The organism is Pseudomonas sp. SbOxS1 (assembly GCF_013416725.1).
Taxonomy (GTDB): Bacteria; Pseudomonadota; Gammaproteobacteria; order Pseudomonadales; family Pseudomonadaceae; genus Aquipseudomonas.
This window is the reverse complement of sequence record NZ_JAAVXC010000026.1, coordinates 16,335-29,800: the sequence shown is the minus strand read 5'-3', so window position 1 is coordinate 29,800 and position 13,466 is coordinate 16,335. Positions and strand designations below refer to the sequence as shown.

The 13,466-nt window shown below is 58.4% G+C and carries 14 protein-coding genes; 9 read left to right on the top strand and 5 right to left on the bottom strand.

What is annotated here, in order from left to right; genetic code table 11:
• Positions 1-31 precede the first annotated feature (31 nt).
• From HFK74_RS21110 to HFK74_RS21100, 3 genes are read right to left on the bottom strand one after another with little or no spacing between them, the layout of a single operon-like run.
• Positions 32-613 (bottom strand): cob(I)yrinic acid a,c-diamide adenosyltransferase, encoded by a 582-nt coding sequence (locus HFK74_RS21110; protein WP_180205188.1) that lies wholly within the window; start codon positions 611-613, stop codon positions 32-34.
• Positions 614-615: 2 nt separating this feature from the next.
• A complete protein-coding gene (locus tag HFK74_RS21105) occupies positions 616-2,652 on the bottom strand; it encodes an ATP-binding protein (protein ID WP_180205187.1) in 2,037 nt (678 codons plus the stop codon).
• Between the two features lie 45 nt (positions 2,653-2,697).
• The gene (locus HFK74_RS21100) at positions 2,698-3,615 is read right to left on the bottom strand and encodes a putative 2-dehydropantoate 2-reductase (protein ID WP_180205186.1); all 918 of its coding nucleotides are present in this window, start codon (positions 3,613-3,615) and stop codon (positions 2,698-2,700) included.
• Between the two features lie 142 nt (positions 3,616-3,757).
• Between HFK74_RS21100 and HFK74_RS21095 the strand changes: the two genes are divergently transcribed.
• The gene (locus HFK74_RS21095) at positions 3,758-4,243 is read left to right on the top strand and encodes a YajQ family cyclic di-GMP-binding protein (RefSeq protein WP_007977344.1); all 486 of its coding nucleotides are present in this window, start codon (positions 3,758-3,760) and stop codon (positions 4,241-4,243) included.
• A gap of 140 nt (positions 4,244-4,383) precedes the next feature.
• Positions 4,384-5,226: a mechanosensitive ion channel family protein gene (locus HFK74_RS21090; protein WP_180205185.1), complete on the top strand. Its 843-nt coding sequence runs from the start codon at positions 4,384-4,386 to the stop codon at positions 5,224-5,226.
• A 211-nt stretch (positions 5,227-5,437) separates the two neighbouring features.
• On the opposite strand, the gene HFK74_RS21085 is transcribed toward HFK74_RS21090, so the two are convergent.
• Entirely contained in the window at positions 5,438-6,766 is a 1,329-nt protein-coding gene (locus HFK74_RS21085) for an OprD family porin (protein ID WP_180205184.1), read from the bottom strand.
• Between the two features lie 907 nt (positions 6,767-7,673).
• Here HFK74_RS21085 and HFK74_RS21080 point away from each other — a divergent pair.
• Together HFK74_RS21080 and HFK74_RS21075 are read left to right on the top strand one after the other, a co-directional pair.
• Positions 7,674-8,099: an HIT domain-containing protein gene (locus tag HFK74_RS21080; protein ID WP_180205386.1), complete on the top strand. Its 426-nt coding sequence runs from the start codon at positions 7,674-7,676 to the stop codon at positions 8,097-8,099.
• A gap of 3 nt (positions 8,100-8,102) precedes the next feature.
• Positions 8,103-8,309, top strand: coding sequence for a SlyX family protein (locus HFK74_RS21075; protein ID WP_075121323.1), 207 nt, complete (start codon positions 8,103-8,105; stop codon positions 8,307-8,309).
• Positions 8,310-8,369: 60 nt separating this feature from the next.
• Here HFK74_RS21075 and HFK74_RS33430 read toward each other — a convergent pair whose 3' ends face one another.
• Positions 8,370-8,972: a cold-shock protein gene (locus HFK74_RS33430; protein WP_180205183.1), complete on the bottom strand. Its 603-nt coding sequence runs from the start codon at positions 8,970-8,972 to the stop codon at positions 8,370-8,372.
• A 295-nt stretch (positions 8,973-9,267) separates the two neighbouring features.
• On the opposite strand from HFK74_RS33430, the gene HFK74_RS21065 reads away from it, so the two are divergent.
• The 5 genes from HFK74_RS21065 (at position 9,268) to HFK74_RS21045 (ending at position 13,452) form a co-directional block, all read left to right on the top strand.
• Entirely contained in the window at positions 9,268-9,738 is a 471-nt protein-coding gene (locus HFK74_RS21065; protein WP_180205182.1) for a Dps family protein, read from the top strand.
• 256 nt (positions 9,739-9,994) lie between these two features.
• Positions 9,995-10,333 carry a ribbon-helix-helix domain-containing protein gene (locus HFK74_RS21060; RefSeq protein WP_180205181.1) on the top strand — a complete coding sequence of 113 codons (339 nt, stop codon included), beginning with the start codon at positions 9,995-9,997 and terminating at the stop codon, positions 10,331-10,333.
• Positions 10,334-10,469: 136 nt separating this feature from the next.
• On the top strand, positions 10,470-10,691 hold the full coding sequence (locus HFK74_RS21055; protein ID WP_007977333.1) for an FmdB family zinc ribbon protein: 222 nt from the start codon (positions 10,470-10,472) through the stop codon (positions 10,689-10,691).
• Positions 10,692-10,800: 109 nt separating this feature from the next.
• Entirely contained in the window at positions 10,801-12,576 is a 1,776-nt protein-coding gene (gene aspS / locus HFK74_RS21050; RefSeq protein ID WP_008065465.1) for an aspartate--tRNA ligase, read from the top strand.
• A gap of 129 nt (positions 12,577-12,705) precedes the next feature.
• Complete coding sequence (locus tag HFK74_RS21045) at positions 12,706-13,452, top strand: YebC/PmpR family DNA-binding transcriptional regulator (protein ID WP_180205180.1); 747 nt, start codon at positions 12,706-12,708, stop codon at positions 13,450-13,452.
• The last annotated feature ends 14 nt before the right edge of the window (positions 13,453-13,466 follow it).

Here is a 13,466-nt window from a genome sequence, read left to right as displayed (position 1 = left end):
CTGCTCGCGATGGGGCCAGTGAATGCGCTGACTAAGCCTCTGGTTTCGCCGCCGGCTGCCACAAAATCTCGGCAACACCCTGACGCCGGGCAATCAACCTCGCCACCACAAACAACAAATCCGACAGCCGATTGATATAAGCCAACCCCACCCCGGCCAACGGCTCCACAGCATTCAAATGCTGACACCGGCGCTCCGCACTGCGGGCCAGGCTACGGCAGACATGGGCCTGGGCAATCAACGCCGAACCGCCCGGCAGAATGAAATTCTCCAGCGGCCCCAGCTCTTCATTCCACACATCGATTGCCGCTTCCAGGCGTTCAATCTCTGCGGCATTCAACGCCTGATACTCCGGCATCGCCAGTTCACCGCCCAGGTCGAACAGCCTGTGCTGACACGGTGCCAATACCTTGATCACCTCATTCAAACCCGAATTCCGGGCACTTTCTGCCGCCAGTCCTGCCAGTAAAACGCCGACCTGACTGTTCAGCGTATCCACTTCGCCAATGGCCTCAATCCGCGGATGGTCCTTGGGCACACGGCGCCCGTCGCCCAGGCCGGTTTCGCCCTTGTCGCCGGTACGTGTGTAAATCTTCGACAGGCGAAAGCCCATGGTTACCTCGATAGCTGGTTGAGTTCTTGAGAGACGAGCGGGGTGCTCGCCAATGGCAGGCGCAGGGTAAAGCAGGTGCCTTGGCCCAGGGTCGATTGCACTTCCATCTGGCCCTTGTGGTTGTTGGTAATGATGAAGTATGAGACCGACAGGCCAAGGCCGGTACCCTGACCGATTTCCTTGGTGGTGAAAAACGGTTCGAAGGTACGCTTGCGCACGCTTTCGCTCATGCCGATGCCGTTGTCTTCGACCTGGATCTCCGCCCACGGCGGATTGAGCCTGGTACGCAGAATTATCCGCCCTGGTTCGCTGTCGTCTTCACGCTGGTGAATGGCTTGCGCGGCGTTTTTCAGCAGGTTGAGCAGCACCTGTTCCAGTTCGTTGGCGGTGCCGGGTACCGGCCCCAGGGCCGGGTCGAACTGGCGAATGATTGCCTGGCCCTTGAAGTCGAAACCGATCGCCAGGTCGAAGTCGTTCCCGGCGATTTCCACGGCCTGGTCGATCAGCGCAGGCAGATCGCACGGGGCCATCTGGCGGGTGCTGCGGCGACTGAAACTGAGCATGTGCGTAACGATCTTCGCCGCCCGGGCGCCGGCCTGCTGGATGCCATCAAGCAGTTGTGGCACTTCACGCGCTTGCAGGTATTGGTTGACGGTCGACAGCTCGATGCCGATCTGCTCGGCCTGTTCCAGGTTCTTGGGCAGATCGGGGGACAGCCGGCGGCGGATATTCTGCACGTTGTGCAGGATCGCGCCGAGGGGGTTGTTGATTTCGTGGGCCATGCCCGCGGCGAGGCCACCGACGGAGAGCATTTTCTCCGACTGCACCATCATTTCTTCAAGGGACAGGCGCTGGGTGATGTCGTCGATGCGGATCACCACGCCGCGCCCGGCGCCGCCCATCAGCGGATAGAAGGTCAGGGCGTAGTGGCGGGGTTCATCGTCCTTGACCCAGGTCACGCGCTCGATCTTGGCCACCGTGTGCTGCTCCACGGTTTGCTTGAGCTGCGGCAGAAAGGGCTTGAGTGGTTCGAAGGCGAGGAAGATCGGCTGGTTCAAGGCTTCGTCCAGGCGCGTCCCGGAAAGGGCGCTGGCTTCCTGGTTCCACTGCGTTACGTAAAGCTGTTCGTCGAGGGCGATCAGCGCCGATGGCATGGAGTCGATGATGCTGTTGAGGTAATTCTGAAAGCCCGTGAGCTTTTTCTCGATCTTGCTCCGCACCTGGACTTCGAGTTCCAGCTTGCGATTGGTGTGACGGGTTTCTTCGGCCAGGCCCTGGGCCTGGGCATACGCGGCCTGGGAGTCATCACGGGCGCGCTTGAGTTGCTGCTCCCGGGCTTCGATCCGCGAGAGCATGGTGTTGAACGCTTCAGCCAGGCTGCCGATTTCATCGTGATTGCCCCGGGAGGCGCGCAGGGCGTAGTTCTCTTCCCGGGTCACTTGCCGGGACAGTTCCTCCAGCTGATGAATCGGCCGGGTAATCAGGCGTTTGATCTGCCGCGCGATGACCAGCCACAGCAGCACGCTGAAAATCAGGATCCCCAGGCTGGCAGTCAGGGTCCCGGTATAGAACGCCATGGGCAGCTCGCTGCTCGCCACCAACAAAAGGTGGCCGGGAGCGGTGCCGGGGCGGGGCAGGGTGATGACCTGGTTGCTGCGAAATTCGGTGACTTGCCAGGATTCGATGTGCCGGTAGCGCTTGGGCAGGCTCAGGTGATCACCATGTTGCAGCTGCGCCAGGCGCTCGCCCTTGCCGTCATACAGTGCGGCAGCGCGCAGCGGTGAATAGCTGTCGAGCTCATCGAGCAGGCGTTGGGCGCTTTGCGGCGACTCCAGTGCCTCGGACACCAGGCTCGGGTTGGAGACCAGTCGGCCGATGGTCTGCAGGGCCTGGGGCGCCATGCTTTCCTGGGAAATGTAGTAGGCGGCGCTGATAAAGGTCAGGTTGGCAACCAGCAGTACAGTGGTCAACAGCACCAACAGGGCGGCCAGCAGTTTCTGGCCGACAGGGAGGTTTTCAAGACGCTGGCGCAATGGCATCAGGTTTATCGCTGCAGAGGAACAAGTGGCCAGCGTAGCCGCTGCTCAGTCGCTGGGCAATCCAAGGCTGTGCAGGCGCGAGATCAACCTCGACTCAAGCTGATTGAGGTGCGGCAGGTTCAGTTGATGCCGTGCGGCGACTTTACAGGCATGACCCAACAGGTAACTGATTTCGGTGCGGCGCCGGTTGTTGACGTCCTGGTACATCGAGGAATAGTTGGCAGCGGTGGCGTGGATCACCCGTTCAACCTCCTGTTGCAGGTTTTCCGCAGCAGCCGGCTGGCCGCAACGCTCAAGCAGCTCGATCAGTTCACCGCACAGGGTGGCGACCTCACAGTGGTGCGCCTGCAGCCCGCCATTGCGGCAATCGTGCAGCACCGTCAACGGATTGATCGCACAGTTGAGCGCCAGTTTGCGCCACAACCGGGTGAGGATGTCGGTGCTCCACTCATGGGGAATGCCTGCAGCGTCGAGGTCGTCCAGCCAGATCGGTGCGACGGGGTGGCTGGCATCTCCCAGCCAGGTAAACCCGTGCCCGGCAAAGACGACACGCCAGTCACCGTCGCGAAAGGCGCCTTCAGTGCTTGACGCATAAATGCAGCGCGCCTGCGGCACCTGTGCCGCCACGGCGTCCTGGCTGCCCAGGCCGTTCTGCAGCAGGATCACCTCGGCGTCGGGTGCCAGTCGGGGCGCGAGCTGTGCCACGGCCTGTTCCGCGTCGTAGGCCTTGCAGGCAACCAACAGGCGATGGATGGGTGCTTGGCTGTCGGGTGTTTCGGCGGGTACCGGAAAACGCAGCTCTGCACCGTGTTCGACCAGCGTCAGACCGCCAGCCGCCTGATAGGCCTGCAGTCGCGTGGAATCGCGCACGATCAGCCGCACCGGCACGGCGGCCCGCGCCAGGCGCGTGGCCCACAACGTGCCGAGGCTGCCGGCGCCGAGAACATGCCAGGTGGTGGACATCAGCTTTTTGCTCTGTTTAAGGCGCGCATGGGAGGCTCGCAGTGAATGATCGGAAAGACCCGTTATAATCAGCGCGGATTTTAACCGCAAGCCAGGCGTGCTCCATCGTGATCGAGCGCGCCCTATTTATTGGAGAGATTACATGCCGTCGTTCGACGTGGTATCCGAACTGGACAAACACGAAGTCACCAACGCGGTCGAGAACGCCGTCAAGGAGCTCGATCGTCGTTATGACCTGAAAGGCAAAGGCAGCTTCGAGTTCAAGGAAAAGGACCTGACCGTCAACCTGACCGCTGAAGCGGATTTCCAGCTCGAGGCGATGATCGAGATCCTCAAGCTGGCCCTGGTCAAGCGCAAGATCGATGTGCAGTGCCTTGAGGTCAAGGACGCGTTCGCATCGGGCAAGCTGATGAAGCAGGAAGCCGTCCTCAAGGAAGGCATCGACAAAGAGCTGGCGAAGAAAATCGTCGCTCACGTCAAGGATGCCAAGCTCAAGGTGCAGGCCGCCATCCAGGGTGAGCAAGTACGCATCACTGGCAAGAAACGTGACGACCTGCAGGAAGCCATTGCAGTGCTGCGCGCCAAGGAATTCGGCATGCCGCTGCAGTTCAACAACTTCCGCGATTAACGTACAAAGCGGGAACCTCTCGGCGTTTTCGGCGTCCGAGGCCCAAGCAACGGCAGAAACGATCGATCCGGACAGGGTTGGTCTTTCTGCCGCTTTATTTTTCGCGTGCCGGGTAGCCGGAAAAATGCAGGAGAAAGCAGATGGACTTAAATGCTGAAGTAGACAACCTGGTCAGGGTGTCCCAATCCTGGATCCCGATGATCATGGAATATGGCAGCCGTGTGCTGTTGGCGGTCATCACCCTGGCTATCGGCTGGTGGTTGATCAACAAGGTCACGCACAAGCTCGGTGGCCTGATCGCCCTGCGTAACGCCGACCTGGCGCTGCAAGGCTTTATCAGCAGCCTGGCGAACATCATTCTCAAGATCCTGCTGGTCGTCAGCGTGGCGTCGATGATCGGTGTGGAAACCACGTCGTTCGTGGCGGCGATCGGTGCGGCAGGCCTGGCCATCGGCCTGGCCTTGCAGGGCAGCCTGGCGAACTTCGCCGGCGGCGTGCTGATTCTGTTGTTCCGTCCGTTCCGTATCGGTGACTGGATCGAAGCCCAGGGTGTGGCGGGTACTGTCGACAGCATCCAGATTTTCCACACGGTGCTGCGCACCGGCGACAACAAAACCATCATCGTGCCTAACGGCAACCTGTCGAACGGCATCATCACCAACACCAACCGTCAACCGACCCGCAAGGTGGTGTTCGATGTGGGTGTCGATTACGAAGCGGACTTGCAAAAGGCCCGTGAAGTATTGTTGGAGCTGGCCAAGGATCCGCGCGTATTGGTCGACCCGGCGCCGCAGGCAGTCATTTCGACCTTGGGTGACAGTTCGATCACTGTTTCCCTGCGTGTCTGGGTGAAGACAGCGGATTACTGGGACGTGATGTTCATGTTTAACGAACAGTCCCGTGATCGATTGAAAACGGCGGGTATTGACATTCCATTTCCTCAACGTGTAGTTCGCGTGGTTCAGGAAGCGGCAGTGCAGTAAGCCTGTTTGTTAGTTGTTACATAAACCCAAGAGGTGAATAGTCTCTTGGGTTTTTTTGTGACTATTGATCGAGAGTTGAAAAAAAGTATTAACGTTATGCGCGCAAGTTGCTTGCCGAAGTGTTTGCCATATGGCAGGCATAAAAAAACCGCCCACCTGAAGAGGTGGGCGGTTTTCTTTTGATCTACAGAGTTGCCGACCTACACCCTGATTACAGGATGCTCAGTGGGTACTCGATGATCAGGCGGGTGTCGTATACGTCAGACGAGTAGCCGCTGTACGCGCCGTTCGAGCGGTAGTTGGCGAAACGTGCACGGAACGACAGGTCTTTTGCCGGACCTTCCTGTACGACGTACTTGGACTCCAGGTTCCACTCGTTTTCCTTACCTTCACCCAGACCGTTGGTCTTGATGTTGTCACCCATTACGTAACGGGTCATGAAGCTCAGGCCAGGAACGCCGTAGGACGCCATGTTCAGGTCGTAGCGAGCTTGGTAGGATTTCTCCTCGCGGCCCACGAAGTCGGAGATCTGAATGGAGTTGGATACGAAGATGGTGCTGTTGCCGTCAACGCCGTAGTAGTAAGCGTTGTCGCCGCTCGACTGCTGGTAAGCCAGGGTGAACTTGTGCGCGCCCAGGCTATAGGCAGCTGCCAGGGACCACAGTTTGTTGTCCACGCCCAGGGTGCCGTCGCCGATGGCGTCAACCAGGTCGCCGCGTTTGTCGCCCGAGGTTTTGTAACCGTTCAGGTCGAAGTTCAACGACTGATCGTCATTGATCGGCACGGTCAGGTTCAGGTTGACGTAGTACTTCTTGAAGTACTCTTCAGCATCCGATGCAGCGATGGCGCCGGTGAAGTTGTCGGTGAAGGCGTAGCTGGCACCGAAGATGTTGATGCCGTCGCTCAGGCCTTTGGAGTGGAAACCGTCTTCATCTGGCAGGCCGCCGATGCTGTCACGGGCCATGCCGGTTTGCTTGCTCAGCGCGGTGAAGCGACCAGCGCTCACTTCCAGGCCTTTGATTTCCTTGGAAGTCAGCAGGGTGCCGGTGGCAACTTCTGGCAGCATACGGCTGTCGTCAGTGGCGAAAACCGGGCTGGCAACGAATTGCTGGCCGTATTTCAGGACGGTGTCGGACAGACGCAGTTTCACTGCACCGCCAACCTTGCCCTGGGATTTTTCCGGGTTGCCATCGCTGTCGTTAGCGAACAGGCCGTTACCACGCTTGCCCGAACCGCCGTCCAGTTTGACTGCGCCCATTGCCATGGCGTCGAGGCCGAAACCAACAGTACCTTGAGTGAAGCCCGACTCGTAAGTGAGCAACTGGCTCAGACCGGAGTCCTGACGATAGCCGGCGGTGCCGCTGGATGGGTTGCTTGCACCGTTTTTGTAATCGCGGTTCATGTACTCAAAACGGGTTTTGAGTTTCAGGCTCGAATCGTCGATGAAACCCTTGGACTCGTCCTGGGACGACGCCACTGCGAACTGCGAGGTACCAGCTGCAACAGCCAGTGCGATCATGCTCCACTTCATCACGCGCATCGTGATTTGCTCCTTTGGTTTTTAGAAGAGTACTGCCGTCCCACCTGTTTTATTATCTGGGCGGCTCTTTCTTTTTGTGTCGGCGCAAACTTATATCACGCCGACAATGTTGGCGATACTTGCGCATCTATCCTTTCAGCTTCTTTACGACCCTGTCGTAAACGGCTAGCTAGATGTCGCAAATTTACAGCCCCGATGCAACCGGACTGACAACTTTAATGCTGTTTTTTTGGGCTGGCGCATCGATAAAAAGAGTCCCTGGTGAAACGTTTGAATCTCCATCGGGCTTACCTGCCACTGTTTTTCTTGGTCTTAAGGCTGCCCGCTTCCCGCGGTGCCTTATAGACGATGTGGGTATCAATGCAACAAGCGTGCACAAACCAGAACTCCATCGATGTTTTTTTCTGTCTGGCTGCCTGATGCGGTAAAAACCTCATGAAACCGGGGGGTTCATGCTTCTTTACTTTGGGCTTGACGCCGTGGCTGGCATCGTGTTTCAGCCTCCTGTTTGGTCGCGTGACATACAAAAGCGTTACCGGTTCACCCCGCCAGTGAGTAATTGGCGGATATGCGAAGCACTCAGCGTAGACGTACTGTGCGGTTTTGGTGCAAAAAATTTCAATAGCTGTACTGAATTCAAACAGTCGGGCGTTTTTGCGTAGCGTGAACAGGCCGTGGTTTTCTGGTCATTTCGGCGTTTTTTACCGTGCATTGGTTCGGTATTGGTGCGTTTTCGCAGGAGCTGTCTCATCTCGGGGCGCGCTGGTGCCATTTGTAGATCCTCGAGCGGCGTCGGCAGTGGTTTGCTGTGAAGCTTGCAGGGTATGCTGCCGTTCAGTGGCCTGGCGTACGACCTTTCTGGATGGGCGCTAAGCTGAAAAATGATGACCTGGCGGGAGTATGCGCAGTGTTCGCTTTAGATCCACGACTTCAACAAGACACCCTACCGATCGGCGATTTCCCGCTTTGTCGGTTGCTGCTGTCCAATGATTCGAACTATCCGTGGTTCATCCTCGTGCCACGCAGGGACGATATCAGCGAGATATTTCAGTTAAGTGGCGCCGATCAGCAGCAGCTATGGCAGGAAACGACCTCGTTGGCAGAGTTGCTCAAGGACTCGTTCGATGCCGACAAGCTGAACGTCGCTGCCCTGGGCAACGTGGTCAGTCAGTTGCACATGCATGTGATCGTACGTAAGCATGAAGACGCGGCCTGGCCAGCACCGGTCTGGGGCAAGCATCCGGCCAAGCCGTACACTGCAGAGCAGGTCGCGGCAATTCGCGAACGGCTGCGCCTGGTGTTGACCGATGATTTCAAGTTTGTGGAGGGTTGAGCCATGAGCCTCGAAGAGCGCGTAACCGATCTTGAAAGCCGACTGGCGTTTCAGGATGACACCATCCAGGCGTTGAACGATGTCCTGGTGGTGCAGCAGCGGGTCGTCGAGCGCCTGCAGCTGCAAATGGCCGCGCTGCTCAAGCGGCAAGAGGAAATGGTCGGCCAGTTCGAGTCTTTCGAAGAAGAAGCGCCGCCACCGCATTACTAGTAGAAGAAGTGCAGGCAAAAAAAACCGCGAACATGTTCGCGGTTTTTTTATTGCCTTTGATCAGCGTCGCGGCAGGGCGGCGATGACGTCTTCGGCTTGCAGGCCTTTGTCACGATTCATGACGGAGAACTCGACGCGCTGGCCTTCGACCAGGACGCGATGGCCTTCGCCGCGAATGGCCCGGAAGTGCACGAAAATATCGTCGCCGGAGTCTCGGGAAATAAAGCCGAAGCCTTTGGAGGTGTTGAACCACTTGACGGTCCCGGTATCGCGGTTGCTCATGTCGTAGCTAGGCGAGGCGGCGGCCGGTGACGATTTGTAAAAGCTGATGGCCAGGTGCAGGGCAACAGCGACCAGGGCTGCAACCAGGCTGAACAGCACGGCAGGCTGGCCGGCAATGACCGGCATTGGCGCGATCAGTGTCAGGGTTTGCAGGACGACAGCCAGCACCAGAAGTGCGCTGACCAGATTCTGCAATTGATGGCGCGGGCCTTTGTTCCAGTAAGGGATAACCGGGGCAAGCGTCAGGTTGAGCAGGCCGAAAAAGGCCAGGTACAGGGCATCGGGTTGTTGCAGGTAAGGCAGGGCTTCGGATCGCAGGCTAGGGATGAAGGACAGCAGCAAGGCCGCTGCGCCTATCAGCAGGTGGACGATTTTCAACATTTTGATTAACTCACGTTAAGACAGCTCACAAGGAAGAGCTGATGGCGCACGGTTCGCTTCGGAATAAATAGAGGCGTTGGACACGTGCCCGGTATCAGCCTATGCGCAGCGCCCGAAAAAATAGGCACTGACGACACGCTGCCTATTTAACAGCAAAGCTGCAGCCTACTCAAATCAAGGAGTCCAGCGGTCTTGCGAGCGCCCGGCGGGGCGCCCGGGCTGCAGCCTGGCTGCAGGCTTGCTAGAGTGGTCCTGCACCTGTTGGATGAACTTCATCACCTTTAGGGGAAAAAACATGGCAATCGATATCGGTATCAGTGAAGAGGATCGCAAGTCCATCGTCGACGGACTTTCGCGCCTGCTGTCGGACACCTACGTGCTCTACCTGAAAACCCATAACTTCCATTGGAACGTCACCGGCCCGATGTTCCGCACCCTGCATTTGATGTTCGAGGAGCAATACAACGAGTTGGCCTTGGCGGTCGATTCGATAGCCGAGCGAATTCGCGCGCTCGGATTCCCGGCGCCCGGCGCCTATTCTGTTTATGCGCGCCTGTCCTCCATCAAGGAAGAAGAAGGTGTGCCGGCTGCCGAAGACATGATCAGGCAGTTGGTGGCGGGGCAGGAGGCTGTCACGCGCACCGCCCGGGGGATTTTCCCGTTGCTCGATAAGGTCAGTGACGAGCCTACGGCTGACCTGCTGACCCAACGCATGCAGGTCCACGAGAAAACCGCGTGGATGCTGCGCGCTCTGCTGGATCAATAAGATGCTGGCGCGTGGATGGCACTGTTGTTCGCGCGCTCCTTTGCTTCAGAAAGGCGACCTGTTGCTTGAGCGAATCTTCGCTTGTTGCTGTGGGAAAAGTACCGGACTAGGACGCTCTCCCTGATCTGCCCTCCGTTGTTGGCTTATCCTACGCGGATGGTCATAAAGTCATCTGGCTATAACTTTGCCCTGGCGTTTTTATAAGCATTCAAATGGCTTTTATAGAAACCGCAAATGGCAAAGGAGTGTCAGCGATATGGAATATGAAGGCAGGAGCGATGAGGGGCGGGGTGGGCTGGCCAGGGACATAAGGGTCGATCCATTCGTCAGCGAGTTCGATATGGGGCTGGCCCGGCCGTTGTCCCGATCGGTGCGATTGAATGGTTTTGCCACCTGTTTGCGGCTTGAGCAGGTGTACTGGGATATTTTAGCCGACATGGCCAGGGTCAATAGCTGTTCGGTCAGCGCGTTGCTGTCCCATGTCGATCGCCAGGTGCATTTGCGCCATGGCGGGGTGAGAAATTTCAGCGGGTTGGTGCGGGTGGTCTGTGTTGTCCACAGTCTCAAGGAGGGGCGTTGCCAGGTGGTGGCTTGAACCCGATGAATCAAAGGGCAGTGTGTCGATCTGTGCAGTCTTACGGCTGCACAGGCTGCATTTAATGGATATAATCCCGCTCTTTGCCGCAAAACCCAGCGTGCGCGGTAGCAATCTGATCGCCGAGACAACCCCCATGCCGATGTACGATTACCAATGTGCTTCCTGTGGTCATCAGTTGGAAGCCATTCAAAAGATCAGCGATGCACCGTTGGTCGACTGCCCTGCATGCCAGGCGCCAGAGCTTAAGAAGATGCTGTCCATGCCAGGCTTCCGCCTCAGCGGCACCGGCTGGTACGAGACCGATTTCAAGACCGGTTCCAAGAAGAACCTGGCCGGCGGCGACAAAGCTGACTAGGGTCCGGGACCTGAGTTGAACCACACGCGCGAGCTCTTGCGTCATCCGTCAGCGGATCGACGCAAGGTCTGCAACCGAATGTCGAATTACGAGAAGTGAAACCACTACCATGATGCGCAGCCATTATTGCGGCCAACTGAACGAAAGCCTGGAAGGCCAGGAAGTTACCCTTTGCGGATGGGTCCACCGTCGCCGTGACCACGGTGGGGTGATTTTCCTCGATATCCGTGATCGTGACGGTCTGGCCCAGGTGGTGTTCGACCCGGACCGCGCTGAATCCTTCGCCGCTGCCGATCGCGTGCGCAGCGAGTACGTCGTGAAGATCACCGGCAAGGTTCGCCTGCGTCCGGCCGGTGCCACCAACGCCAACATGGCGTCGGGCATGATCGAAATCCTGGGCTATGAGCTGGAAGTGCTGAACGAGTCGGAAACCCCGCCGTTCCCGCTGAACGAGTTCTCCGACGTCGGCGAAGAAACCCGCCTGCGCTATCGCTTCCTGGATCTGCGTCGTCCGGAAATGGCCGAGAAGCTGCGTCTGCGTTCGCGCATGACCACCAGCATCCGCCGCTTCCTCGACGAGAACGGCTTCCTCGACGTCGAAACGCCGATCCTGACTCGCGCCACCCCTGAAGGCGCGCGTGATTACCTGGTGCCAAGCCGTACCCACGCCGGTTCGTTCTTCGCCCTGCCGCAATCGCCGCAGCTGTTCAAGCAATTGCTGATGGTGGCCGGCTTCGACCGCTACTACCAGATCGCCAAGTGCTTCCGTGACGAAGACCTGCGTGCCGACCGCCAGCCGGAATTCACCCAGATCGACATCGAGACCAGCTTCCTCGATGAAAAAGAGATCATGGGCCTGACCGAACAAATGATCCGCAACCTGTTCAAGGAAGTGCTGGGTCTGGAATTCGGCGAATTCCCGCACATGACTTTCGAAGAAGCCATGCGCCGCTACGGTTCCGACAAGCCAGACCTGCGTAACCCGCTGGAACTGGTGGACGTTGCCGACCAGCTCAAGGAAGTCGATTTCAAGGTGTTCAGCGGCCCGGCCAACGACCCTAAATGCCGCATTGCCGCTCTGCGCGTTCCAGGCGGGGCAAGCATGCCGCGTAAGCAGATCGACGATTACACCAAGTTTGTCGGTATCTACGGTGCCAAGGGCCTGGCGTACATCAAGGTCAACGAGCGCGCCAAAGGCGTCGAAGGCCTGCAATCGCCAATCGTGAAGAACATTCCTGAAGCCAACCTCAACGTGATCCTCGATCGCGTCGGTGCGGTCGATGGCGATATCGTGTTCTTCGGTGCCGATAAAGCCAAGATCGTCAGCGAAGCCCTGGGCGCGCTGCGGATCAAGCTCGGCCACGACCTGGACCTGCTGACCTGCAAGTGGGCGCCGATGTGGGTCGTCGACTTCCCGATGTTCGAAGAGAACGACGACGGCAGCTTCACCGCGTTGCACCACCCGTTCACCGCGCCGAAATGCACCCCGGCAGAGCTGGAAGCCAACCCGGCTGGCGCCCTGTCCCGTGCCTACGACATGGTATTGAACGGTACCGAGCTGGGTGGCGGTTCGATCCGTATCCACCGTAAAGAGATGCAACAGTCGGTGTTCCGTCTGCTGGGTATCAACGAAGCGGAACAGGAAGAGAAGTTCGGCTTCCTGCTCGACGCCCTGAAATACGGCGCGCCGCCGCACGGTGGCCTGGCCTTCGGTCTGGATCGTCTGGTGATGTTGATGACCGGCGCCCAGTCGATCCGTGAAGTGATCGCCTTCCCGAAAACCCAGAGCGCGGCGGACGTCATGACTCAGGCGCCGGGTCAGGTCGATGCCAAGGCATTGCGCGAACTGCACATTCGTCTGCGCGAAACGCCCAAGGCAGAGTAAGGCTCACCTGAAGGGCGCATCTTCGGATGCGCCCTTTCTGTATACGTAGAGCACCTCAAGATTTTTTGTTTGTCGGCCGGCGCGATGCAGCGTGGCGGGCAATGTGTCAAAGAGAATTCGGAGCGAGTTATGGCAGGTCATTCCAAGTGGGCGAACATCAAGCACCGCAAAGAACGTCAGGATGCCAAAAAGGGCAAGATATTCACCAAGTGGATTCGTGAGCTGACCGTCGCGGCCCGTCAAGGTGGTGGCGATCCAGGCTCCAACCCGCGCCTGCGCCTGGCGCTGGACAAGGCCCTTGGGGCGAACATGAGTCGCGACATCATCGACCGGGCGGTAGCCCGTGGTGCCGGTGCTGCCGATACCGACGATATGGTCGAGCTGACCTACGAAGGCTACGGCCCGGGTGGCGTGGCGGTGATGGTCGAGTGCATGACCGACAACCGCAATCGCACCGCGGCTGCGGTTCGTCACGCGTTCAGCAAGTGCGGCGGCAACCTCGGCACCGACGGTTCGGTGGCCTATCTGTTCGAGCGCAAGGGGCAGATTTCCTTCGCTCAGGGCGTTGACGAAGACGCGCTGATGGAAGCGGCCATGGAAGCCGATGCTGATGACGTGGTGACCAACGAAGACGGTTCCATCGATGTCTTCACCTCGTTTGCCGGGTTCTATGCCGTGCGTAACGCGCTTGAAGCGGCCGGTTTCAAGGGCGATGACGCAGAAATCGTCATGCTGCCGACCACCAGTGCCGAACTGGACCTGGAAGGGGCGGAAAAAGTCCTCAAGCTGATCGATATGCTCGAAGACCTGGATGACGTGCAGAACGTCTACTCCAACGCGGATATCCCGGAGTCTGTGGCCGCACAGCTAACCTGATTGCTACGCCCTCA